The sequence below is a fragment of the Marinobacter gudaonensis genome, from assembly GCF_900115175.1.
Classification (GTDB): Bacteria; Pseudomonadota; Gammaproteobacteria; order Pseudomonadales; family Oleiphilaceae; genus Marinobacter; species Marinobacter gudaonensis.
The window spans coordinates 117,155-140,867 of record NZ_FOYV01000004.1 but is presented as its reverse complement, the minus strand read 5'-3'; the positions used below and the strand labels follow the sequence as shown (position 1 = coordinate 140,867).

Genomic DNA, 23,713 nt, shown 5'->3' with positions numbered 1-23,713 from the left:
GCTCTGGCTCTGGCTCTGGCTCTGGCTCTGGCTCTGGCTCTGGCTCTGGCTCTGGCTCTGGCTCTGGCTCTGGCTCTGGCTCTGGCTCTGGCTCTGGAATAGCATCGGCGGGTTTGTCGACGCCTGTCAACGGAACCTCCGGCTGCTCCTCTGGCTCCTTCGAAGGCGCGCTGACGGGCACCTTAACCGCCTCGGATTCCGGCCCTATAGTGATACTCTTACGAACTGGCTCAGGCCCCTTGACCGGCATCTCGGCCACCGACTGATCATACTGCTGCGAGACGAACCACCAGGAACCGGCAAGCAGCACAAGAGCGAGCCCCGGCCAGGCAAACCGCGCCCATGGCACACTTGCGGTTCGTTGTTTGGGAGGCGACGCCACCATATCCAACCAGACGCCGGGCGCGACACGCTTCAGGCGCGCAAAGCTGCCCTGGCTCAGAGCATGAAGCCTGGCCAACCGCGATGACGTAAGTAACTCGCTGGCCTTGCCGCCGGCGGCATGAACCCGAGGCTCCAGATACGCGAGGATATCGTCTTTCGTGAGTGGAGGCAGGTGAACCTGATGAACCCCGGTCGATGACGGCTCCACCGCCAGCGCCCGAACCAGGCCATCGGACCCGGCGAACACCGGCACCGCGCTGGCGCTGCGATCGGAATCCAGAAAGGCTGCCAGTAATAACCGCAACAATTCAGGCGGCGCCCGGTCAGCATCATCAACCAGAAGGACCATGCGGCGGCCTTTGCGGACCCGGGATTCCGTCCACCGGAAAAACCGGTAGATGAGATCCCGGTGACTGTCTCCCTGGCCAAAATCTGAGCGGGCGACTGCCTTGAGATCCCGCGCCAGCGCCTGCGTACTGGTCAGGGCCGCCGCGGGAATCCGGTGAAATTCCAGGCGTGAGGATTCGCTGCGAACCAGTTCGGCAAGAATGCGGGTTTTGCCTGCACCTTGCGCACCGGTGAGCAGCAAGGCCATGTCGCCGAACCCGCAGAGATGACGCAAGGTTTCAAGGGCATGATGGCGCATGGCATCGGGAAAAAAGGGGGTTTCCATGTCCAGCGGATTTGCCCGCAACCCGAAACGCTGTTGCAGGCGCGGAAACAGGCCGCCGCCATCCAGGCTGTTGAGGTTGTCTTCGATCACCGTTGTCTTCCCTGCTCGCTCACCTGGCTCCCCTCTATCGACTCTCGCAGATCCTTACGCAGCTGGCGTGCAGAAACGGGAGAACGTGGTGGCCAGGTTGTCCGGATCCGCATCAGAGGTGACAAACGCGTCTCCCACGGCCTTCAGCAGAACCAGTCGCAACTGGCCATCCACGTTTTTCTTGTCAACCGCCATAAGCTTCATGAAATCATCCGCAGTCATGCCTACCGGTGGCTTCTCGGGCAGCCCTGCGCGCGCCACGAGCCGCCGGACCCGATCGCAATCCGCCCGTGAAATCATCCCCTCAAGGCAGGACAGCTCAGCCGCCATCAACATACCCGTGCCAACAGCCTCGCCATGCAGCCAATTGCCATAGCCTGCATAGGTTTCTATGGCATGACCAAAGGTATGCCCAAGGTTCAGGATGGCCCGAATCCCCCCCTCACGCTCGTCGAGGGCAACCACCTCCGCCTTACAGGCACAGGATCGATAGATCGCCTCGGCCAGTTCGGCAGGCTGTAAGGCAACAAGCGCTTCCATGTTATCTTCCAGCCAGGCCAGGAACCCGGTATCACGGATCAACCCATACTTGATGATCTCGGCCAGTCCAGCCGACACTTCCCGGGGTGGAAGAGTCTGTAGCGTGCGGGTGTCAATCAAGACCGCCTTCGGCTGATAGAAGGCACCAATCATGTTCTTGCCGAGGGGGTGGTTGATGCCGGTTTTGCCACCGACAGACGAATCCACCTGTGACAGCAGAGTCGTAGGGATCTGGATGAACGGCACCCCGCGCTGGTAACAGGCAGCGGCAAAACCCGCCATGTCTCCGACCACACCGCCTCCGAGGGCCACAACGGTCGTCTTGCGGGTGTGCTGCTGCTCCAGCAGCCCATCGAAGATCCGGTTAAGCGTCTGCCATTCCTTGAACTGCTCACCATCCGGCAGGATGACCGAATGCACCTGCTTGCCCGGGAAACACCCCCGCGCCTTGTCGAGATAAAGCGGCGCCACGGTGTCATTAGTCACCACCATCACCTGAGAGCCGGTAACAAAGGGGGTCAGATCCCGGGCTTCCAGCAGCCCTTCGCCGATCATGATGGGGTAACTGCGATCACCCAGTTGAACGGAGAGCTCTCTTACAGTCTCAGACATGATTACGACCTTCCTTCCGAATCTGCCGCTTGTGCCTTGGTGTCCTGGGGTTCAGACGATTCACCAGCTGTCGCACGACGAGCCTCGGGCTTTTGCGGTCTGTATACATAACGATATCGGCCAGCCCGGTATAGAGCGGATCGCGAACAGAGAACAGTTTCCTCAGGACGGCTTCCGGATCATCGTTCTGCAACAGAGGTCGGTTCCGGTCTTTTCGGGTTCGCTCCACCTGCTGGTCAATCGAAGTTTTGAGATAGATAACGGTGGCGTCTTTCTTCAGCAGAGGGTGGTTCTCATCGCGCATGACGGCTCCACCACCGGTAGCCAACACGGTATTGCCCTCCTCGGAAAGCTCCTCGAGCATGGCCGTTTCCCGCTGCCGGAAGCCGTCCTCGCCTTCGACGTCGAATATCCAGGGAATGTTGGCCCCGCACCGGTCTTCGATGATCCGATCCGAATCCAGGAACCGGTAGCCCAACTCCTTGGCGAGCATCCGGCCGATCGTACTTTTCCCTGCACCCATGGGGCCAACGAGGACAACGCGTTTGGGCAATGGCATAACTTCCGCTCAGTTCTGTTCAGGCGGGTGAGAATAGCACAGGGTCGCAAAATCCATAAGTTCCCGCGTTTGCTGGATGGTCTGCAGACACAAAAAAGCCGCCGGTTTCACGCGGCGGCTTTTTCTGCAACCCTGACTATCGAATGAGGTCGTTCTTGATGATCTTTGGCGTGATAAAGATCAGCAGCTCACTGCGCTCATCGATGTGCTCGGTGCGCTTGAAGATGCGCCCGATGTAGGGAATGTCTCCGAGGAACGGGGTCTTGGTGGTCTGGGTGGCAACTTCGGACTGGAAAATACCACCGAGAACCACGGTCTCGCCGTTACCCACCAGCACCTGCGTGGTCACCTCATTGGTGTTGATGGATGGAATACCGGCGGTCACTTCGCCCCGGGAATCCTGGTTGACTACCAGATCCATGATGATCTTGTCATCCGGCGTGATCTGAGGTGTAACTTCAAGAGACAGTACCGCCTCTTTGAAGGAAACAGAGGTCGCGCCACTTGAGGACGCTTCCTGATACGGGATCTCTTCACCAGACTTGATGGAAGCGGTCTGACGATCGGCAGTCACGACCCGCGGCTGGGAAACGACTTCGGCCTGACCATCACTCTCCAGGGCAGACAGCTCCAGATCAACCAGGAAGTCGTCGCTGCCCCAACCGATGGCAAAGGAAGACGCACCCTCTCCGGTCACGCCCAGGTCCACAGCCAGAGCACCCGGGAAAGAGGTCTGGAACGAACCGGGGGTAGCAGCAGAATCCCGTGCATCCTGTACACCATCAAGGCCACCACCGATGGACACAATGTTGTCACCGTTAATGTCATAGGCCGCGCCGCCCCAGCGAACGCCCAGGTTCTCGGCAACGTTGGTCTGGGCCCTCACAATCCGTGCTTCAATGGAAACCTGACGCACTGGCACGTCCCAGGTGGACACGAGGCGACGGATCTCTTCAAGCTTCTCCGCTGTCTCCCGAACACTGATGGTGTTGGTGCGAACGTCGGAGGACACGAAGCCGCGGTCAGAAATCAGTTCTTCGTCTTCCTTGATCAACGACACAATGTCCGCTGCCTTGGCGTAATTGACCTGAATGATATCCAGGCGAACTGGCGCCAGTTCGGCAATCTGCTTGTTGGTTTCCAGCTCGAGTTTTTCCCGCGCGGCAATTTCGTCCGCCGGCGCTACCAGCAGCACGTTGCCAATCTGGCGCTTGTCCAGGCCCTTGGTCTTGAGAATGAGGTCCAGAGCCTGATCCCAGGGCACATTCTGCAGGCGAAGGGTGATGCTCCCGCCAACGGTATCACTGGCCACCAGGTTCAGCCCCGTGAAATCCGCAATCAGCTGGAGAACCGAACGCACTTCGATGTCCTGGAAGTTCAGGGAGAGCTTGTCGCCTGTGTACGGGAACTTCTCTTCCCGACGGGACTCGGCCTCTTCCTGGGTCAGTTCTTCCACGCTGACAGTAAACTGGCTGCCAGACTGGTAGGCGATATAGTCGTAGTTACCCTGTGGACTGATCTCCACCACAGCATTGCCGTCTTCCACGAACGTATCGATGCGGGTTACCGGTGTCGCGAAGTCTGTGACATCCAGGCGACGACGCAGGTTGCTGGGCACCGTCAGGTCTTCCATGGTGAGCCGGATCTTGCCGGCCCGCTCGGTCAGGTCGACCGGGGTACTGGAGCTACCGAGATCCAGGATCACACGGCCCTCGCCGTCCTTGCCTCGACGGAAATCAACGCCCGACAGGGCATTCCCAGCCCCACTGGCAGATGCCGAGGAAGCAGAGGTGGCGCTCGACGAACCGGCTGTGCTGGCCACAGCGCCGTCACCACCAATGGTCATGACCAGGGAGTTGCCAGAGCGGGCCGTTGCGTAGGGCACCAGCTCCACCAGGTTGAAAATCAGCCGGGTGCGATCCTTGGTTTCCACCACTGTCATGCTCTGGGCGTTGCCTGAGCCCAGCGGAATACTCCGGCTGTCCAGGCCACTGGTGGTATCCCGAAGGTCGACCGCAATACGAGCCGGCCGTTCGATGGTGTAGCCCGTTGGTTCCGGGGGCGTGCCATCAAACTGGAGTTTGACCTCAAGCCGCTCGCCCGGTAGCGACGAAAACGACACGTCTTCCAGCGTGACCGCGTTGGCCAGGCCGGATAACAACCCAAGAGCAATCACGCTGACGTATACATTGAGTTTTCTGAACATCGCTAGCCTCGACCCTAAACTTTTTTGTACGTGCATGGTTCTTTCATCTTTCATCCAACCGCTCCTTAGCCCGCGTCTTCTTCCAGGGTCAGGGAGCGAGGACGCTCAACCCAGCCACCCCGGCCATTCGGAACGATTTCGATCAGTTCGATTCGGGTTTCACTGACGCCGACAATGCGGCCGTAGTTCTGCCCCATGTAGTTGCCCGTCCGGACCCGGTGAATGCCTCCGGTGCTGTCTTCAACCAGCGCAAACAGATTGCCGGACGCTCCCTGCAGAGTGCCGACCATTTGCAGCGTCTTGAGGTCGAAATTCTCCAGCACCTCCCTGGGCCGATCCAGATCCGGCTCAACATTGCTCACCGGCTGTTCATCTACCATGGTCAGCTGAACATCAATCGGTGGCTCGAAGGGCGCCCGACGATCGGCTGCAGAATAACTGAATGCCTCGTAGGCCTTGAACTCCGGCAGGGGCTCCACATATCCGCGAGGCTTTGCACGGGTTTCCGCCATGAATTTATCAAGATCCGAAAAGCCACCGCCCTGAGAGCAGGCCGTCAGAAGCGACGCTGCACAGAGTCCCAGCCAGGCTTTTACCGCATGTTTTCCCGCCATGCTCATTCTCCAGCCCGGTAGCGGTAGGTTCGAGCAACAACCTGCATATCGAGCCGGTCTCCCTCTCCGCTAGTTGGTTTGATGGTCAGGTCATGCAACGTCACGATCCGAGGAAGGCTCGCGACACTGCTGACAAACGAGGCCAGCTCATGATAGGAACCGGACACCCGGATATTGATGGGCAGCTCGGAATAGAAATCCCGGCGCTGCTCTGGCTGAAGTTTCACCTCCTGAAGCGACAGGCCATTGCCCAGCGCCGTGTTGGTGATGTCTTCCAGCAGACCCGGAACCTCGGTTTCACTGGGCAACTGCCGCACCAGCGCGCCGAAGGTCTCTTCCATCTCTGCCATCTGGGCCTTGAACACCTCCAGGTTTGCCACCTGATAGGCCTTTTCCTCGTATTTCTTGCGAAGTTCCTGCTCGGTCTTCTCCACCCGCTCGAGCTGCGCGTACTGGTCCTTGATGAAGAACCAGTAGCCACCACCGGCAATCAGACCAAAAATAATCAGGACAACGATGGCCTTGACCGGCGCAGGCCAGATACCCGCGTTGTTGACATCCAGATCATTGATGTCGAATTCATTAAGGCTTTTGAGTGAGTCCGCGAGGCTCATTACTTACCCTCCCCTTCGGGCTCAGGTGTTTTTTGCTGCACCGACAGGTTGAACTGGCTGTAACCGGCCCGACGACTGTCGGCGGCGGATACGTTGGAGAGATTGGGATTGGTGAACCAGTCCGACTCCTCAAACTGACGCATCAGGTTGGAGATCCGGCTGTTGGATTCAGCCATGCCCACGATATCGAGTCGGTCGCCGGTGCGCTTGAGGTCTGTGTAGTACAGACCGTCGGGCAGCGTTCTGACCAACTCGTCAAACACCCGGACAATGACCGGGCGCTTGCCCTGGAGATCCTGGATCACCTGCATACGGGCAAGAAGCTCATCGCGCTGGCGCTTGAGGTTTTCGATTTCCTTGATCTGCTCGTCCAGTTTCTTGGTCGCGGTTTCAATGTAGGCATTGCGGGACTGCTGGTAGGCAATCCGGCTGTCCATGTCCGATTTCCAGAGAAACACTAGACCGCCGGCAATAATGGCCGCGCCCAGAATCATGACCACAAACTGTTTCTGCTTCTCGGCGCGAAGCTCCTCGCGCCACGGTCGGAGGTTGATCTTTGCCATCAGTCGAAGCTCCTCATCGCCAGGCCGCAGGCAATCATCAATGAGGGCGCGTCATTGCTAAGCGCGGATGCATTGACCTTTGACCCCACCGCCATGTCCGCAAAGGGATTGGCCACCAGAGTCGGCGTACCTGTTTTTTCCTCGACCATTTCTGTGAGTCCCTGAATCGACGCAGTTCCGCCGGCCAGAACCACATAGTCAACGGCATTGTACTGACTGGCACCGAAGAAGAACTGCAGTGCCCGGGCGACCTGCTGGACCACCGCCTCCCGGAACGGCATGAGCACTTCTGTTTCGTAGTCGTCGGGAAGTCCACCCTGCTTCTTGGCCAGACCTGCTTCCTCCAGTGAGAGCCCGTACCGGCGCTGGATCTCCTCGGTCAGCTGCTTGCCGCCGAAAATCTGCTCGCGGGTGTAAACGGTCTTGCCGCCGGCAAGAACACTCAGGGTGGTCATGGTGGCGCCAATGTCCACAATCGCTACAACCAGCTCCTCTCCCTGGGAGTCGAGCTGGGGCTCAATTAGAGCATAGGCGCGTTCCAGGGCGTAGGCTTCAACGTCCACCACCTTGGTGGTCAGTGAGGCAATCTCGAGGGCATCTTCACGAATATCGACGTTTTCCTTGCGGCATGCAGCGAGCAGGACATCCACCTGATCCGGATTGCTCTCCGAGGCGCCCTGCACTTCAAAGTCGATGGCCACTTCATCCAGCGGATAAGGAATGTACTGATCAGCCTCGAGCGCGATCTGGTCTTCCATTTCGAACTCGTTCAGCCCACCGTCCATCTGGATGACCTTGGTGATGACCGCCGAACCGGATACGGCCACGGCCACCTGCTTCACGCCGGAACGGGATTTGGAAGCCACCCGCTTGAGCACTTCGCCCACGGCCTCGACGTCGGTGATATTTTTCTCGACCACGGCGTTGGCCGGCAACGGCTCAACGGCGTAGCTCTCGACCTTGTACCGGTCACCCTGCTTCGATAGCTCCAGAAGCTTGACCGAACTGGAGCTTATATCCAAGCCCAGCACTGCACTGGATTTCTTTCCAAACAATCCGAACACGCGCTCACCCTATACCTGGTTAGATGCACCCGGTTACGTAACTTATGTGATTTTTCTTTAAGAGAATTTCTTCATTATTCCGTCTACAATGCGTGTTCTTATTTATTCTCGAGAACCATTGCAGCGGTGAAGCGTCTCATCCTTCCTAAAGCAATTTCTCAAATGATAGACCTATATCCAACAGTTGTCAGAAAAAAATGTCTCATTTGTTGCGCACATCTCGCCTTATTGCCTGGTTGTTTCTTACCGGACTGAGTGTCGCCGTAATCGTAACCTCAGGCTTTTATCTTTATCTCCGCCCGGGACTCCCTCCCGTCTCACAACTCCTGGACATCAAGCTCCAGACGCCGCTGCGGGTATATAGCAAAGACAACAGATTAATAGCAGAATTCGGTGAAAAGAGAAGGGCACCGATCACAATCGAACAGATCCCAACAATTCAGTTACAAGCCTTTATGGCCGCGGAAGACGCGCGTTTTTACGAGCACTTCGGGGTCGACATCAAAGGCCTGGCGCGGGCTGCCATCGAACTGGTCTCCACCGGCGAGATTCAGTCCGGGGGCAGTACCATCACCATGCAGGTTGCAAAAAATTACTTTTTGTCACGCGACCGAACCTTTATCCGGAAGTTCAACGAGATACTTCTGGCTCTTCAGATTGAACGTGAACTGGAAAAAGACCGGATTCTTGAGCTCTACCTGAACAAGATCTATCTCGGCAACCGGGCCTATGGAATTGCTGCTGCGGCACAGGTCTATTACGACAAGCCGGTCGCCCAGCTGTCGCTTGCCCAAATGGCCATGCTGGCAGGTCTGCCCAAGGCACCGTCGGCATTCAACCCGCTGGCAAATCCGGAGCGCGCCACGATCCGGAGAAACTGGATCCTGGGCCGCATGCACTCCCTCGGCTTCATTACCGAGGATGCCCGCGATCTGGCTGTTGCGGCGCCTCTGACCGCAAGCTACAACTCCACCGAGACCGAGATCGATGCCGATTACGTGGCCGAGATGGCGCGCTCTGAAATGGTCCGCCGCTTCGGAGAGGACGCCTACACCGATGGCTACACGGTGACCCTCACCGTGGACAGCCGCAAACAGCAGGCGGCCACCGAAGCCCTTCGCGACGGTCTCGAGGCCTACGATCGCCGGCATGGCTACCGGGGACCGATCGGTCAACTGGATACCGACGGCCTCGCCGAGCGTGACCTGGGCAACCTTATGCTCAACTATCCGAAAGTGGCCTCCCTGCTCCCTGCCGTAGTAACCGAAGTCAATGACGAGGAGGGCGTAGCCCGAGTCCACGTTCGCGGCCTGGGAGCGAGCGTCATGCCGTTCGATACCATGACCTGGGCCCAACGCTACAAAACGGAAAACCTGACCGGTCCGGAGCCGGAAAAGCCGTCGGATGTCGTTGCCCGAGGCGATGTAGTCTACGTACGCCCAACAACGCCCGCGACTCCGGATGCCGGAGATCAGCAAGACGAGACAGACAACCTGGAACAGGCAGCGGCACCGGCGAGCGTGGCCCTGGCGCAGATCCCGCGGGTTGAGGGCGCACTGATTTCCCTGCGCGCGGAGACCGGCGCTATCGAAGCCCTGAGCGGTGGCTACAGTTTCAGCCAGAGCAAGTACAACCGGGCCACCCAGGCCCGTCGCCAGCCGGGCTCCACGTTCAAGCCCTTCCTGTACCTGAGCGCTCTGGAGAAAGGGATTACCCCGGCCACCATCTACAACGACGCTCCGATCGTGTTCGACGATTCCGAACTTGAAACCGCCTGGCGCCCCCAGAATTCCTCGGGCCAGTTCTACGGCCCCACACGGCTCCGGGAAGCCCTGTATCGCTCCCGAAACCTGGTATCCATCCGCTTGTTACGGGACCTGGGAATCCAGAACACCCTGGACTATCTGGAGCAGTTGAAAATCCCCACCGCCAACATGCCTGACAATCTCTCCCTGTCATTGGGCAGCGGCCAGTTAACACCAATGGAACTGGCCCGGGCACTCGCCGTCATCGCAAACGGCGGCTATGACGTGCAGCCCTACCTGATTGAAAGCATCCAGGACATCCAGGGCAAGACGATCTATAAAGCACCTGACACCATACTCTGCGACACCAACTGCGACGAACTGCTGGCACAGACGGCGTCCACCACCGGCACCGACGAAGCCTCCACGCCGGACACAGACGCGCAGGAGCAGGGAAACAGCGCCGAAAGAGAGGCAAAGACCCGGGTGATGCGCCGCCTTGCCGACGAGCGGTCGGTCTACATTCTGCACTCCATGATGCGGGATGTGATTCGCCTGGGCACAGGACGCAGAGCGCTGGCGCTTGGCCGGGATGACATCGCAGGCAAAACCGGCACCACCAATGAACAAAAGGACACCTGGTTCGCCGGCTTTAACCACAAGATTGCAACAACCACCTGGGTAGGCTTTGATCAGCCGGCGCCCCTTGGCCGCCGCGAATTCGGTGCCAGCACTGCCCTACCCATCTGGCTGGACTACATGGAAGTGGCTCTCGAAGGCACCGAGCCGGCAGTGATGCCGCGCCCCAACGGCATCGTTAACATTCGTATAAACCCGGAAACCGGGCAACGCGTGCGCCCGGGTGAGGAAGGCATTTTCGAGATATTCCGTGAAGAGGACGCGCCACCTCCCCTGTCCGTTCAGGACGACGGCAACGGGGGCGGCGGTGCCGAGGAAGACGATCTGTCCCGCAGGATCTTCTGACACCGGACAGACACCCCAAAAAAAACCGGCGGGATCACCGCCGGTTTTTTTATTGCCCGAACTCCAGGATCAGATAATGTCATCCATGGATTTCAGGGGATAGTGTGCCGGGTAGGGATTGCGTGCAACACCAGAATCCACGGCCGCACGTGCAACAGCCGCAGGCACCACCTCGAGCAGCCGGACATCCATGGGCTTGGGAATGATGTACTCCCTGCCGAACTCGAAGCTTTCCACGCCGTAGGCCTCGCAGATCTCCTGCGGCACCGGCTCTTTGGCCAGTTCGCGAATGGCGTTGACAGCGGCAACCTTCATCTCTTCGTTGATGGCGGTCGCGCGAACATCGAGCGCGCCACGGAAGATGAAGGGGAAGCCCAGAACGTTGTTGACCTGGTTCGGGTAGTCGGAACGACCGGTCGCCATGATCAGATCATCACGGGTAGCCAGCGCGACTTCCGGGCTGATCTCAGGATCCGGGTTGGAGCAGGCAAACACGATCGGATTCGGCGCCATTTTCTTGAGCTGGTCAGCACTCAACAGGTCCGGACCGGACAGACCGAGGAACACGTCCGCGCCGTCAATGGCGTCGTCCAGAGTGCGCTTGTCGGTCTCGTTGGCAAACATGGCTTTATACTGGTTCAGATCATCACGACCCGAGTGGATCACACCCTTACGGTCAAGCATGAAGATGTTCTCAGAGCGAATACCACAGCTGATGAGCAGCTTCATGCAGGCGATAGCGGCAGCACCTGCGCCGAGACAGACCACTGTCGCCTCTTCAATTTTCTTGCCCTGCAGCTCAAGGGCATTGATCATGCCAGCCGCAGTAACGATAGCCGTACCGTGCTGATCATCGTGGAAGATGGGCACGTTGCACTTTTCAATCAGGGCCCGCTCAACCTCGAAACACTCTGGCGCCTTGATGTCTTCCAGGTTAATACCGCCAAAGGTATCAGCGATACGCTCAACCGTTTCGATAAACGCCTGCGGGCTCTCGGAATTGACTTCAATATCAAAGACATCAATCCCGGCAAAGCGCTTGAACAGTACGCCTTTGCCTTCCATAACCGGCTTGCTCGCCAGAGGACCCAGATTACCCAGACCAAGAATTGCGGAACCGTCAGAGATAACAGCTACCAGGTTGCCCTTGGCAGTGTACTTGTACGCATTCTCCGGGTCCTTTGCGATCTCGCGGACCGGTTCGGCAACCCCGGGGCTATACGCCAGGGAGAGATCGCGGGAGGTTTTGGTCGGCTTGGTGATTTCAACACTCAGCTTCCCAGGCCGCGGCTTGGCGTGATATTCAAGGGCTGCTTCTTTCAGATCTTGAGACATTGCCACTGTTCCGTTTGTCACGTTTATAAAGGTAATGAACCGCTGGCAGAGGGCTTTGCCCCTAACCGGCAGAGCGCGACATTATGGCCCGCCAGACCCGAAACGACAAGTGGCTCCCGAACAATTTATGAGCAGTCAATAAGGCGAATTGCGTATGTACCGTTGACCTACACATTAGCCCGGACAAAATAAAAAAAGCGCCCGAAGGCGCTTTTTTTCAGATCTCTGGTGATCAGTCTTTCTTGCCACCAATACGACCGCCGAAACGCTTCTGGAAGCGATCGATACGACCACCGGTATCCATAACCTTCTGCTTGCCGGTGTAGAACGGGTGGCACTGTGAACACACGTCCAGCTGCAGATCCTGGGTGTAGGTAGACCGGGTCTTGAAGGAATTACCGCAGGAACAGGTGGCGGTGATTTCTTCGTACTTGGGATGGATACCTTCTTTCATGACGAACCTCGTTAAGTCATGCCGCTACCAGGTCGCGGGGTATCTGAACTACCCTGGCGCCAGGCACCGCATGTTTGAATCAAGTGTGAAGACGGGGCACAATCATGCCCTGCCGGAAACAGACCGCGAATCTTACTTGCAATTGCCAATCCAGGCAAGCGCCACTCGGATTTTCCGCACCACCTCCAGGGATCAACCGACAGGCCAGCGCCTGCAAAGGATAGGGAAATACCGTAATGTCCGTTTTTCTTTGGAGAGCCCAGTGCCCCTGACAGCACGTATTGCCCTCAATCGCCCCCTGCGCCGACTGTTTGACTACCGGATTCCGGAGGGAATGGATCTGACGCAGGGCCAGCGGGTCACGATTCCGTTTGGTCGACAGCAGGCCACCGGGCTCGTAGTTAAAACCGGAGTCAAGCCACCCGAAGGCATCACACTCAAACCGGTTGCCGGGACTCTGGAGCCCTGGCCAGCCCTGCCGGAAGAAACGTTTCGCCTGCTGAGCTGGGCCAGCGACTATTACCAACACCCTCTGGGGGAGTGCCTGTTCACCGCACTGCCTCCTTCCTTGAGGCGGGGGCGAAAGGCGGAAGAGAAAACCGAACAGTGGTGGTGCGCCTGCAACACCTCGGCCAGTCTGCCCACCAACGCCCATCGCCAGCGTGCCCTGGTGGATTGGCTGGCCACCCAGCCGGAGGGCGCCCCTGAAAGCCGTATTGTTCAGGCCGGCTTTACCCGCGCCCAGTTGAAAGCACTCCTTGAACGGCAACTGGCCAGGATGGTTGCACCCCCAGCCAACAGCCACCCGGCAACCCCGATTGAGTCCCCGGACCGACAGCCCGTTCTTTCCGATGCGCAAAGCGCGGCGGCTTCGGTGCTTGAAAGCAGCGCACGAGACAGCTTCAGCGCCTTCCTTCTATACGGCATCACCGGTAGCGGCAAAACCGAGCTCTATCTGCATTATCTAAAAAACAAACTCGAGGACACAGACCAGGCCCTGGTACTGGTGCCGGAGATCAACCTGACCCCTCAGACCGTTGCCCGCTTCGAGCACTATTTCGGCGCCCGAATTCGCGTCTGGCACTCGGCACTGAACGATGGCGAACGCTTGAGCACCTGGCTAAAAATTCGCAACGGCGAGCCGGTGATCCTGATTGGCACCCGCTCGGCCGTCCTGCTGCCGTTCACCAATCTGCGCGCCATTATTGTCGACGAAGAGCACGACAGCTCCTACAAGCAGGGCGAGGGCTTTCGCTATTCCGGGCGGGACATGGCCGTTTATCGCGCCCACCTGAATCGCTGCCCTATTATCCTTGGGTCCGCCACCCCATCGCTGGAGTCTGTCCACAATGCCCGGCAGGACAAATATCGGCTGGTGCGCCTGGAAACCCGGGCAAACAATGCCACCTCACCTGACATCAGCCTGCTGGACATCCGCAGCCGCCCGCTGGAAGGCGGCCTTTCACGGCCAGCTCTCAACGCCATTGAACAGACCCTTGAGCGCGGCGAACAGGCACTGGTGTTCGTTAATCGTCGGGGTTTTGCGCCGGTGATGATGTGTTTTGACTGCGGCCACATCATCGAGTGCCCGCGTTGCGACACCCGACTCACCTACCACCGCCGCGATCGGGCCATGCGCTGCCACCATTGCGACTATCAGACCGCCGCCACGGACCACTGCCCCAAGTGCCAGAGCGAAGCGTTCAAACCGGTAGGCCAGGGAACCGAAAGAACCGAGGACATTCTGGCATCCGCGTTCCCGGAGACCCCCGTGGTGCGGGTGGATCGCGACAGTACCCAGCGCAAGGGCAGCATCCAGAGCATTCTCAAGACTGTCAACAGCGGCAAGCCCTGCGTTTTGGTGGGCACTCAGATGCTCGCCAAGGGTCATGACTTCCCAAACGTTACGCTGGTGGTCGTGGTCAACGCAGATGGCGGACTTTTCAGTGTCGATTTTCGCGCACCAGAACAGCTGATCCAGACACTGCTTCAGGTCAGCGGCCGCGCCGGACGTGGCTCGAAGCCGGGCAAAGTCCTGGTGCAGACTTGCCACAGCGATCACCCCCTATTGAAGACCCTGTGCCAGGGCCGCTATCTGGACATGGCCGACCAGCTGCTTGACGAACGGGAAGAAGGCCGGTTTCCCCCGTTCCGGGCCATGGCCATCTTTCGCGCGGAAGCCGACACCATGGCCAACAGCCTGCAGGTGCTCGACAATATCAAGTCGCTGGCCAGCGCTCCGGGCATTGATGTCTGGGGTCCGCTACCGGCCATCATTGCCCGGCGTGCGGACCGGCACAGGGCCCAACTGATCCTGAACGCAAATAACCGCAGTGTCCTGAATCGCCTGCTCACCCAGATCTGCCAGCACCTCGACCAGCAAAAACTGCCCGCCGGCGCACGCTGGATGATTGACGTGGACCCGCAGGAAACCGGATGATCCCTGCGCCCGTCGGGCGGGATCCGGCTTTTGCTTGCAGCCCAACTTTCCGCGATAATAGCGGCCTTTCACGTTCAACGGGCGCCCTGCCCGATTCCAATTTCCCTGAAACCCGAGTCATCTGACAGCATGAAAGAGACCGTTTCCGAACTGCTCCAGTCTGCACTGGCGGCCCTTCAATCCGATGGTACCCTGCCAGCGGACCAGACCTTCACGCCGCAGGTTGGCAACACCAAGGACAAATCCCATGGGGACTACGCCTGCAACATTGCCCTGGTGGCCTCCAAGGCTGCGGGCTGCGCACCTCGCCAGCTGGCAGAGGCGCTGGTGGCGAACATGCCAGCCAGTAAGGCCGTGGACAAGGTGGAAATCGCCGGGCCGGGCTTCATCAACTTTTTCATGAGCACGGCGAGCGCCTTCGAAGTTGTTGAAACCATCCTCGACCAGGCGGAGCGATTCGGTCGCAACAATCAGGGCAAGGGCGAGAAAGTGCAGGTGGAATTTGTCTCGGCCAACCCGACCGGCCCTCTGCATGTGGGCCACGGGCGTGGAGCGGCCATTGGTGACTGCCTGTGCCGGCTGCTCGAAGCCAACGGTTACAACGTTACCCGGGAGTTCTACTACAACGACGCCGGAGCCCAGATCAATAACCTGGCGCTGTCGGTCCAGGCCCGGGTGAAAGGCCTGACGCCAGAGGATGACAGCTGGCCGGCGGACGGCTACCGGGGCGATTACATTGTGGACGTGGCCAGGGCTTATCTTGCTGGTGAAACCGTTACCGCAGACGACCGTGCAGTGACGGCCAAAGCTGACCCAGAGGATCAGGATGCGATCCGTGAGTTCGCCGTCGCCTACTTGCGCCGGGAGCAGGACCTGGACCTGAAAGCCTTCGGGGTTCAGTTCGATGTCTACTTCCTCGAATCCTCCCTCTACGAGCACGGCAAGGTGGAGGCCACGGTCAAGCGCTTGCAGGACAACGGCTACACCTACGAACAGGACGGCGCCATGTGGCTGAAAACCACAGAATTCGGCGACGACAAGGACAGGGTGATGCGCAAGAAGGACGGTGGCTACACCTACTTCCTGCCGGATGTGGCCTACCACCTGGACAAATGGCAGCGCGGCTATACCACCGTGATCAACGAGCAGGGCGCCGACCATCACTCCACGGTTACCCGGGTGCGTGCGGGGCTCCAGGCCCTGAATGCCGGCATCCCGCAGGGCTGGCCCGACTACGTGCTGCACCAGATGGTGATGGTTACCCGCTCCGGCCAGGAGGTGAAGATCTCGAAGCGGGCCGGCAGCTACGTGACCGTTCGTGACCTGATCGACGAAGTGGGCCGCGACGCCACGCGCTTCTTCCTGGCGGCCCGTCGGGTGGACTCACAGTTGACCTTTGATATCGATCTGGCCCGCTCCCAGACCAATGAAAACCCGGTCTATTACATTCAGTATGCCCATGCCCGTATCTGCAGCGTACTGCGCAAACTGGCAGAGGAAGGCGAGACCCGAGGCCGCAACGAGTGCATTGGTGATCTGTCGCTGCTGACCCTGGATGAGGAAAAGGACCTGGCCAACCAACTGGCCAAGTACCCGGAACTGATCGCCAACTCCGCGGCCCAGCGTGAGCCTCATCATCTCACGCATTATCTGCGGGAACTGGCTGGCCAGTTCCACACATACTACAACGCCCACAAGGTGCTGATAGAGGACAAGGCTCTGCGCGACGCCCGAGTAAGTCTCTATCTGGCAATCAGGCAGGTCATCGCCAACGGGCTCGACCTGCTGGGCGTCAGCGCTCCGGAAGAGATGTAACCGCTAATGTCCCGAGATTACGCCCGCAAGGACAGGCCCGCCAAGGCTTCGGCCTCGCCACGCAGCAAACCCGCGAAAGCGGCGAAGCCGAAGACCGGTCGCGCCAGGCCGGCACCCTCCGCCCGTGCGCAGCAAGGCGGGCTGTCCCTGAAATGGATTCTGTCACTGGCAGCGGTCGGCGGCTTTATCGGGTTCATCGTCTATCTCAACTCGCTGCCTACAACCTCACGCCCCCAGCAGCCGGCCGTTACCCAGCCAGCTCCGAAGCCGGCGGAAAAATCGCCCGGGGTGACGGGCAGGGAAGAAAAACCGGGCTTTCGCTTCTACGAGATGCTGCCCGAATCCGAGGTGGTGCCCCCGAAGGTCGAGGAGTACACGCCAGGGCCGGCGCAGCAGGAGTTCAACTATCTGGTACAGTCCGGCTCCTTCCGAAGCCAGCAAGACGCTGAGCGCCAGCGAGCCCAGATCGCCTTCCAGGGCCTTCGGGCAAGCATTCAGCGCATCGATCTCGACAGCGGTTCGGTCTGGTATCGCGTCAACGTGGGCCCGTTCACCTCACGCAGCCAGATGAATTCCGCAATCGACAAGCTGGTGTCGATGAACATTCAACCTCTCGTCCGGAAAATTCCCAAGGAGGGTTGATCCGACACGCTCGCATCCACCCTCCTTGAATTCGTACCACCCGCCTCCATAACAACGGGATACCAATTTCAATCAGGCAATTGGAGCCCAAATGACTACCATTCTGTCGGTCCGACGTGATGACGAAGTTGCCATGGGTGGCGACGGCCAGGTTTCCCTGGGGAACACCGTGATGAAGGGCAATGCCCGAAAGGTACGCCGCCTCTACAACGGCAAAGTAATTGCCGGTTTTGCCGGCGGGACGGCGGACGCCTTCACCCTGTTTGAGCGCTTCGAGGCCCAGCTGGAGAAACACCAGGGCAACCTGACCCGGGCTGCCGTCGAACTTGCGAAGGACTGGCGCACCGACCGGGCCCTTCGCAGACTGGAGGCCTTGTTGGCGGTGGCCGACAAGACCGCATCCCTGATCATAACCGGCAATGGTGATGTCATTGAGCCGGAACAGGGCCTGATTGCCATTGGCTCCGGCGGCCCTTTTGCCCAGGCATCAGCTCGGGCCCTGCTTGAGAATACCGACCTGTCTGCCCACGAGATTGTCGAGAAGGGCCTGGATATTGCCGCCGACATCTGCATCTACACCAACCACAATCGCACCCTTGAAGTGCTCTCTGCCAACGAGTGATCCGGAGCGACCATGTCTGCAATGACTCCCCGTGAGATTGTCCACGAGCTCAACAAACACATCGTGGGCCAGGAAGAAGCAAAACGGGCGGTGGCCATCGCCCTGCGTAACCGCTGGCGCCGGATGCAGCTCGACAGCAGCCTGCGCGAAGAGATTACCCCCAAGAACATTCTGATGATCGGCCCCACCGGTGTCGGCAAAACCGAAATCGCCCGGCGTCTGGCCAAGTTGGCCGATGCGCCCTTCCTGAAGGTGGAAGCCACCAAATTCACCGAAGTAGGCTATGTTGGCCGTGATGTGGAATCCATTGTTCGGGATCTCGCTGACATGGCCATCAAGATGCTTCGAGAAGCGGAGATGAAGCGGCACGAGAACCGGGCGCTGGATGCCGCGGAAGAACGCATTCTCGATGCCCTGATTCCGCCACCCCGGGACTTCGGAGAGGACAGCCAGCGCAGCTCCGACTCCTCGACACGCCAACTGTTCCGGAAGAAACTCCGCGAAGGTGAACTGGACGACAAGGAGATCGAGATTGACCTCCGCAACTCCGGCGCCGGCGTCGAGATCATGGCACCGCCGGGGATGGAGGAGATGACCAGCCAGCTGCAGAACATGTTCTCCAGCCTCTCCTCGGACAAGCGCAAGACTCGCAAGATGAAGGTGTCGGACGCCCTGAAGCGGGTCAAGGAAGAAGAAGCCGCGAAGCTGGTCAACGAGGAAGAGATCAAGCAGAAGGCCATCCAGGCTGTGGAACAGAATGGCATCGTGTTTATCGACGAGATCGACAAGGTGGCCAAGCGTTCGGAAAACACCTCCTCGGACGTCTCTCGGGAGGGCGTACAGCGGGACCTGCTGCCCCTGATCGAAGGCAGCACGGTGAGCACCAAATACGGCGCGGTCCGCACCGACCACATACTGTTTATCGCTTCGGGCGCCTTCCACCTGTCCAAGCCGTCGGATCTGATTCCGGAACTGCAGGGCCGTCTGCCGATTCGCGTGGAACTTCAGGCCCTGACACCGGAGGATTTCAAACGCATTCTGACCGAACCGGACGCCTCACTGGTTCAGCAATACGAGGCGCTGATGGCCACCGAGGGCGTGAAGCTGACCTTTGGCGAGGATGCCATTGCCAGGATTGCCGAAGTGGCCTGGAAGGTTAACGAGAGCACCGAGAACATCGGGGCGCGACGCCTTCATACGGTACTGGAGCGACTGCTGGAGACCCTGTCTTTCGATGCCGGTGACCAGGTGACCGACACCTTCGAGGTGACCGCTGACTACGTGGACGAAAAGTTGGGCGAGTTGTCCGAGGACGAGGACCTGAGTCGCTATATTCTGTAAGCCGGAAGCCGGGCCGGAGCCAACCGCGCTCCGGCCCCAACCCGAATTATTCAGCCTTAGAGAAAAGGTGGGTCACGTTCTCCAGCCCTGAGGCCAGCTTGCCCTTGTCGGCCTTCCTCTTCCTCCCCTTGGCCACATAAAGCGGCAGCATTTCACCGTAAAGGCTGGTACTGATGGTTCGTTGCTCGTCTTCCAGACGATCCCGTCTCAGGGTGATGCCGTATTTGGCCAGCCGAGGTTCCAGCTGGTCAGCCCGCTCCAACAGATCCCGGCGCGTCATCTGGTACGCGTGCTCACACACCATTCGCCTGGACTGGAAGCTGAACACATTGGAGAAGAACAGCTTGGCGTCATCCCGTGTCGGCTCGAACAGCAGTATGTCCTTGTCGGGGTAATCCCTCGCATACTGGGCAATACCCGACTGCATTCTGGAGTAGACCATGGTCCGGAACGTCTGCGAAAGCAGGTTCGGCATACCTGAACGAGTAAGCTCTCCGGGCTTCATGGAGCCGGCCCGCACGGCGGCACTGGCGTCTATCGGCACCTGCGGGTTGACCGCAAACACCAGATCCGCGCCGTCCTCGAAGGCCACGGAGGCGTGCAGTCCCTTGCGCAGGGTTCCATCCACATAATAGCGACCGTCAATATCCACCGGTACGTAGAGCCCGGGTGACGAGGTACTGGCCTGGATGGCCCTGGAAATGGGCACGTGATCAAAGCCCGGTGCGCCAAAACAGACCGCCTCGGTGCTCTCGACATCCGCCGCCACAATGTAGAGGCTGCGCTTGAGCTGGCGGAAGTCGTTGGTACGACCCAGCATGGTAAAGGCCCGCTTGAGGTACTCGTGCAGCCCCTCGTTATCGAACAGGCCCGCCGGTGCCGCCTGGGCCAGGATAGTCATGGCCTCAAGCAGGCTCTGGTCGTACGGGTTGTTGATGAAGCGGCTCATGGCGGTGGCAAGCAAGCCCGGCACCGCCAGCAACCGGCTGCCAATTTCACGGAACGCCGGGCGATAGAACACTTCCGGATGGAACGGATGCACCTCGGCTTCGTTACGCACGAATATTCGGCAGAGCTGCGCCGTGGTCATCTGGTTAGCCAGGTTAGCAGCGACAAAGGACCCGGCATTAACGCCAACGTAGACATCGATGTTGTTGAAGTCGAGACCGTCGAGGGCCTCATCCAGGGCCCGCAGGGCTCCGATCTCGTAGATACCCCCCAACGGGCCGCCGCCACCGAGGGCCAGCCCAATGCGGGGAGCGGATTGAGGATCAGTTGGCGACGTCATAGCCTTCCTTTTTCCGGATGAAAATGCGGGCCCGTATCGAGGGCCACCGGATACTTCAGGTAACAAGATAACAACCGGTTTTAGAGTTCACACCCTATATTGCCGGAAAATCCGCCAACACTCAGGAAACCGCCGCTTCCGACACCGCCATGGCCGTGGACTTGCCGGGGCGCAGGTAGCGGCCAAAACCGGCATTTCTCAGGGCGAGATCGACACAGCTCTTGATCACGTGTGGCGAATCCAGCAATAGCACATCCTCGAGGAGCTGAATTGCCCATTCCCGGCTCACGCTGCGAATCACCGACTTGACCTTCGGCAGGCTGGCGGCGTTCATGGAAAGCGAGTCGTAACCCATGGCCATCAATAACAGGGCGCCGCCGGGATCACCGGCCAGCTCTCCACAGATACCCACCGGCTTGCCCACCGAATGAGCATCCTGGGCTATGCGCACCAGCGCCTGCAGCACGGCAGGATGGTAGGAATGATAGAGCTGCGCCACCCTGGGGTTGTTGCGGTCCACCGCCAGCAAATACTGGGTGAGGTCGTTGGAGCCCACCGACAGGAAGTCCACCCGGTCAGCGAGCTCACGAATCTGATAGACCGCCGCTGGAACCTCCACCATCACACCGACCTTCGGCATGTGGATCTCATACCCTTCTTCCCGAACCTCGTGATACACCCGGTAGATCAGGTGCAGAGATTCCTCCACCTCCGAAATGTTGGAAATCATCGGAAGCATGATCTGCAGGTTGTTGAGTCCTTCACTGGCCTTGAGCATGGCCCGCACCTGCACCAGGAAGATCTCCGGATGGTCGAGCGTCACACGAATGCCGCGCCACCCGAGGAACGGGTTTTCCTCCTGTATGGGGAAGTAGGTGAGCGCCTTGTCGCCACCGATATCCAGGGTACGCATGGTGACGGGGTTAGGGGCAAACGCCTCCAACTGCTCCCGGTAATACTCCCGTTGCTCCTGCTCCGAAGGAAAGCGATCCTTGATCATGAACGGAACTTCGGTGCGGTACAGGCCAATGCCCTCGGCACCGTTGGAGAGCGACCGGACCACGTCGGTCATCAGGCCGGTGTTCACCAGCATTGAGACCCGGTGGTGATCCGTGGTCTCGCAGGGCTTGTCCTTGAGCACTTCCAGGCCGCGAATCAGCTCATCTTCTTCATCGCAGATCGCCTGGTAAAAGGAGCGCAAATCTGCCGACGGCGAAGCAAAAATCTGGCCCTCGAAGCCATCAACAATCAGTTCCTTGCCATCGAGCTGGTTTACCGGAATGTCGACCAGGCCCATGACCGTGGGCACACCCATCGCCCTGGCAAGAATCGCCACATGGGAGTTACTCGAACCTTTCACCGACACCAGGCCCACCAACTGCCCCTTGGGCACTTCACCGAGCATGGCGGGGGTCAGTTCCTCGCTGACCAGAACCGTCCGCTCCGGGTAGTTCAGGTGCTTCTGTTCACCTTCCTGGAGGTGGGACAGCAGGCGCCGGCCCAGGTCGCGGATATCCACGGCCCGTTCCTGCAGGTAATGGTCGTCCATCATTTCGAAGTGGCGCACGTACTGCTGGACCACCTGTTTCAGGGCGCCCTGGGCCCAGATCCCTTCGCGTATCTTGTTGGCCACCTCGCCAGGCAAGGCGTCGTCACCGAGCATCCTCAGGTAGACATCAAACAGCGCCTGCTCTTCCGGGCGCAGCTGAGACGCCAGGCGCTTCGCCACTCGCTCGATGTCCTCGCGCACCGCGGTGACCGCGGCATGGAACAACTCCAGTTCCTGGTCTACGTCGTCTGTCGGCTTCTCGGGAACCACATCAAGGTCGGCGGCGGGATAGACCACCACGCTCTGGCCAATGGCCACCCCCGGAGCACCCGGCACGCCGTTAAAGCTGACGTCGTGAGCCTCTTCACCTGTCAGGGACAGGCCGCTGATGGCGCCGGTGGCTTCACTGTGGGCAATCACGCCGGCCAGTTGGGCAGAGACGGTGACCAGAAAGGCCTCTTCGCCCTCATCAAAGCAGCGGGAACTCTCCCGCTGCTGCACCACCAGCACACCCAGCACCCGACGATGGTGAATGATGGGCACACCCAGGAACGAGCGAAAGCGTTCCTCCCCGGTCTCGGGGAAATAGCGGTAACGTGGATGCGAGGGCGCATCTTCGAGGTTGATGGGTTCCTCCCGGGAGCCCACCAGGCCCACCAGGCCTTCGGAGTACGCCAGGCTGACCTGCCCCACCGCCTTGCGGTAGAGACCCTCGGTGGCCATGAGGATGTAACGGTTGGTGGCCGGATCCAGCAGGTAAACGGAACAGACTTCCGTGCCCATGGCTTTCTGCACCCGCGATACAATGATATCCAGCGCCTCCTGCAGATCGCGGGCGCTGTTTACCTCTTGTACAAGACTTCGCAGAATGCTCAGCATGGCGGTGTCAGTCCGTCATTTCTGGTGTTCCTTTAAGCGCTGGTTCTGCTCGGCTCGGTGCCACTGGTCCATGTTATAGAACAGTCGCGGCGCAAGCTCTCTCAGCGCGCGTCGATACACTTCACGCTTGAATGAAACCACCTGACCCAACGGATACCAGTAGCTGACCCACTGCCATCCGTCGAACTCCGGTGAATCGGTGCCATCCACGCACACCCGCGCGTCTGGCGATAACATCCTCAGCAGGAACCATTTCTGTTTTTGGCCCACACAAACCGGGTGCGAGTTCTGGCGTACCATTCTCCTGGGGAGTCGATACCTCAGCCAGCCCCGGGTGCAACTGATGATTTCCACATCACTGGCACTCAGGCCGACCTCCTCTCCAAGCTCCCGGTACAGTGCATCCTCGGGGGATTCGTCGTGCTTGATGCCACCCTGAGGGAACTGCCAGGAGTCCTGCCCTATTCGCCTTGCCCAGAGCACTTCGCCTCTGTGGTTGGCCAGAATGATTCCGACGTTGGGTCTGAAACCGTCTGAATCGATCACGGCACAGTCCTCTTAAAAGTCGGTGGACCGGTCAAAAATTCACCGGTCGGATTTATCCAAGTTGCTCTCATTCTTACAGAATCCCAAGGGTTCGGCAAACGCAGCCGATGATGACAGGTCGTGGTAGACTTGGCGTTTCCTTGCAACCCCCGTG

Annotated in this window: 19 protein-coding genes; 6 read left to right on the top strand and 13 right to left on the bottom strand. The window is 59.3% G+C overall.

The window, feature by feature from the left end; genetic code table 11:
- From BM344_RS16570 to BM344_RS16535, 8 genes are all read right to left on the bottom strand, one after another.
- Positions 1-1,147, bottom strand: a 1,147-nt coding sequence (locus BM344_RS16570; RefSeq protein WP_228143671.1) for an ATP-binding protein, incomplete at its 3' end; no start/stop codon positions are given.
- Between the two features lie 54 nt (positions 1,148-1,201).
- Positions 1,202-2,299, bottom strand: coding sequence for a 3-dehydroquinate synthase (gene aroB, locus BM344_RS16565; protein WP_091992292.1), 1,098 nt, complete (start codon positions 2,297-2,299; stop codon positions 1,202-1,204).
- Positions 2,292-2,858, bottom strand: a complete 567-nt coding sequence (gene aroK, locus BM344_RS16560; protein WP_091992291.1) for a shikimate kinase AroK — start codon at positions 2,856-2,858, stop codon at positions 2,292-2,294. The genes aroB and aroK overlap by 8 nt, the downstream gene beginning before the upstream one ends.
- A gap of 136 nt (positions 2,859-2,994) precedes the next feature.
- On the bottom strand, positions 2,995-5,064 hold the full coding sequence (gene pilQ / locus BM344_RS16555; protein WP_208603462.1) for a type IV pilus secretin PilQ family protein: 2,070 nt from the start codon (positions 5,062-5,064) through the stop codon (positions 2,995-2,997).
- 65 nt (positions 5,065-5,129) lie between these two features.
- Positions 5,130-5,678: a pilus assembly protein PilP gene (locus BM344_RS16550; RefSeq protein WP_091992290.1), complete on the bottom strand. Its 549-nt coding sequence runs from the start codon at positions 5,676-5,678 to the stop codon at positions 5,130-5,132.
- A gap of 2 nt (positions 5,679-5,680) precedes the next feature.
- Positions 5,681-6,292 (bottom strand): type IV pilus inner membrane component PilO, encoded by a 612-nt coding sequence (locus tag BM344_RS16545; protein ID WP_091992289.1) that lies wholly within the window; start codon positions 6,290-6,292, stop codon positions 5,681-5,683.
- On the bottom strand, positions 6,292-6,855 hold the full coding sequence (locus tag BM344_RS16540; protein ID WP_091992288.1) for a PilN domain-containing protein: 564 nt from the start codon (positions 6,853-6,855) through the stop codon (positions 6,292-6,294). Before BM344_RS16540 ends, BM344_RS16545 begins: the two co-directional genes overlap by 1 nt.
- Positions 6,855-7,919, bottom strand: coding sequence for a pilus assembly protein PilM (locus BM344_RS16535; RefSeq protein WP_091992287.1), 1,065 nt, complete (start codon positions 7,917-7,919; stop codon positions 6,855-6,857). Before BM344_RS16535 ends, BM344_RS16540 begins: the two co-directional genes overlap by 1 nt.
- Before the next feature lie 197 nt (positions 7,920-8,116).
- On the opposite strand from BM344_RS16535, the gene BM344_RS16530 reads away from it, so the two are divergent.
- Positions 8,117-10,648 carry a penicillin-binding protein 1A gene (locus BM344_RS16530; protein ID WP_091992286.1) on the top strand — a complete coding sequence of 844 codons (2,532 nt, stop codon included), beginning with the start codon at positions 8,117-8,119 and terminating at the stop codon, positions 10,646-10,648.
- A 69-nt stretch (positions 10,649-10,717) separates the two neighbouring features.
- Here BM344_RS16530 and BM344_RS16525 read toward each other — a convergent pair whose 3' ends face one another.
- Both BM344_RS16525 and rpmE read right to left on the bottom strand, forming a co-directional pair.
- Positions 10,718-11,983, bottom strand: a complete 1,266-nt coding sequence (locus tag BM344_RS16525; RefSeq protein WP_091992285.1) for a malic enzyme-like NAD(P)-binding protein — start codon at positions 11,981-11,983, stop codon at positions 10,718-10,720.
- A gap of 232 nt (positions 11,984-12,215) precedes the next feature.
- Positions 12,216-12,437 carry a 50S ribosomal protein L31 gene (gene rpmE, locus BM344_RS16520; protein WP_091992284.1) on the bottom strand — a complete coding sequence of 74 codons (222 nt, stop codon included), beginning with the start codon at positions 12,435-12,437 and terminating at the stop codon, positions 12,216-12,218.
- Positions 12,438-12,699: 262 nt separating this feature from the next.
- Between rpmE and BM344_RS16515 the strand changes: the two genes are divergently transcribed.
- From BM344_RS16515 to hslU, 5 genes are all read left to right on the top strand, one after another.
- Positions 12,700-14,877, top strand: a complete 2,178-nt coding sequence (locus BM344_RS16515) for a primosomal protein N' (protein ID WP_228143670.1) — start codon at positions 12,700-12,702, stop codon at positions 14,875-14,877.
- Between the two features lie 129 nt (positions 14,878-15,006).
- Entirely contained in the window at positions 15,007-16,692 is a 1,686-nt protein-coding gene (gene argS / locus BM344_RS16510; RefSeq protein ID WP_091992282.1) for an arginine--tRNA ligase, read from the top strand.
- Positions 16,693-16,698: 6 nt separating this feature from the next.
- Positions 16,699-17,334: an SPOR domain-containing protein gene (locus BM344_RS16505; RefSeq protein WP_091992281.1), complete on the top strand. Its 636-nt coding sequence runs from the start codon at positions 16,699-16,701 to the stop codon at positions 17,332-17,334.
- 91 nt (positions 17,335-17,425) lie between these two features.
- Positions 17,426-17,956, top strand: a complete 531-nt coding sequence (gene hslV / locus BM344_RS16500; RefSeq protein WP_091992280.1) for an ATP-dependent protease subunit HslV — start codon at positions 17,426-17,428, stop codon at positions 17,954-17,956.
- Positions 17,957-17,968: 12 nt separating this feature from the next.
- Positions 17,969-19,297 carry an ATP-dependent protease ATPase subunit HslU gene (gene hslU, locus BM344_RS16495; RefSeq protein WP_091992279.1) on the top strand — a complete coding sequence of 443 codons (1,329 nt, stop codon included), beginning with the start codon at positions 17,969-17,971 and terminating at the stop codon, positions 19,295-19,297.
- A 46-nt stretch (positions 19,298-19,343) separates the two neighbouring features.
- On the opposite strand, the gene BM344_RS16490 is transcribed toward hslU, so the two are convergent.
- From BM344_RS16490 to BM344_RS16480, 3 genes are all read right to left on the bottom strand, one after another.
- Positions 19,344-20,585, bottom strand: a complete 1,242-nt coding sequence (locus BM344_RS16490; RefSeq protein WP_091992278.1) for a patatin-like phospholipase family protein — start codon at positions 20,583-20,585, stop codon at positions 19,344-19,346.
- Positions 20,586-20,706: 121 nt separating this feature from the next.
- On the bottom strand, positions 20,707-23,013 hold the full coding sequence (gene ptsP, locus BM344_RS16485) for a phosphoenolpyruvate--protein phosphotransferase (protein ID WP_091992277.1): 2,307 nt from the start codon (positions 23,011-23,013) through the stop codon (positions 20,707-20,709).
- A gap of 15 nt (positions 23,014-23,028) precedes the next feature.
- A complete protein-coding gene (locus BM344_RS16480) occupies positions 23,029-23,559 on the bottom strand; it encodes an RNA pyrophosphohydrolase (protein WP_091992276.1) in 531 nt (176 codons plus the stop codon).
- Between the last annotated feature and the right edge of the window lie 154 nt (positions 23,560-23,713).

Excerpts from the sequence above, each read along its gene's own strand:
- aroB (WP_091992292.1), bottom strand. The coding sequence starts at position 2,299 with ATGTCTGAGACTGTAAGAGAGCTCTCCGTTCAACTGGGTGATCGCAGT.
- aroK (WP_091992291.1), bottom strand. The coding sequence starts at position 2,858 with ATGCCATTGCCCAAACGCGTTGTCCTCGTTGGCCCCATGGGTGCAGGG.
- pilQ (WP_208603462.1), bottom strand. The coding sequence starts at position 5,064 with ATGTTCAGAAAACTCAATGTATACGTCAGCGTGATTGCTCTTGGGTTG.
- BM344_RS16550 (WP_091992290.1), bottom strand. The coding sequence starts at position 5,678 with ATGGCGGGAAAACATGCGGTAAAAGCCTGGCTGGGACTCTGTGCAGCG.
- BM344_RS16545 (WP_091992289.1), bottom strand. The coding sequence starts at position 6,292 with ATGAGCCTCGCGGACTCACTCAAAAGCCTTAATGAATTCGACATCAAT.
- BM344_RS16540 (WP_091992288.1), bottom strand. The coding sequence starts at position 6,855 with ATGGCAAAGATCAACCTCCGACCGTGGCGCGAGGAGCTTCGCGCCGAG.
- BM344_RS16530 (WP_091992286.1), top strand. The coding sequence starts at position 8,117 with ATGTCTCATTTGTTGCGCACATCTCGCCTTATTGCCTGGTTGTTTCTT.
- BM344_RS16525 (WP_091992285.1), bottom strand. The coding sequence starts at position 11,983 with ATGTCTCAAGATCTGAAAGAAGCAGCCCTTGAATATCACGCCAAGCCG.
- rpmE (WP_091992284.1), bottom strand. The coding sequence starts at position 12,437 with ATGAAAGAAGGTATCCATCCCAAGTACGAAGAAATCACCGCCACCTGT.
- argS (WP_091992282.1), top strand. The coding sequence starts at position 15,007 with ATGAAAGAGACCGTTTCCGAACTGCTCCAGTCTGCACTGGCGGCCCTT.
- BM344_RS16505 (WP_091992281.1), top strand. The coding sequence starts at position 16,699 with ATGTCCCGAGATTACGCCCGCAAGGACAGGCCCGCCAAGGCTTCGGCC.
- hslV (WP_091992280.1), top strand. The coding sequence starts at position 17,426 with ATGACTACCATTCTGTCGGTCCGACGTGATGACGAAGTTGCCATGGGT.
- hslU (WP_091992279.1), top strand. The coding sequence starts at position 17,969 with ATGTCTGCAATGACTCCCCGTGAGATTGTCCACGAGCTCAACAAACAC.
- BM344_RS16490 (WP_091992278.1), bottom strand. The coding sequence starts at position 20,585 with ATGACGTCGCCAACTGATCCTCAATCCGCTCCCCGCATTGGGCTGGCC.
- ptsP (WP_091992277.1), bottom strand. The coding sequence starts at position 23,013 with ATGCTGAGCATTCTGCGAAGTCTTGTACAAGAGGTAAACAGCGCCCGC.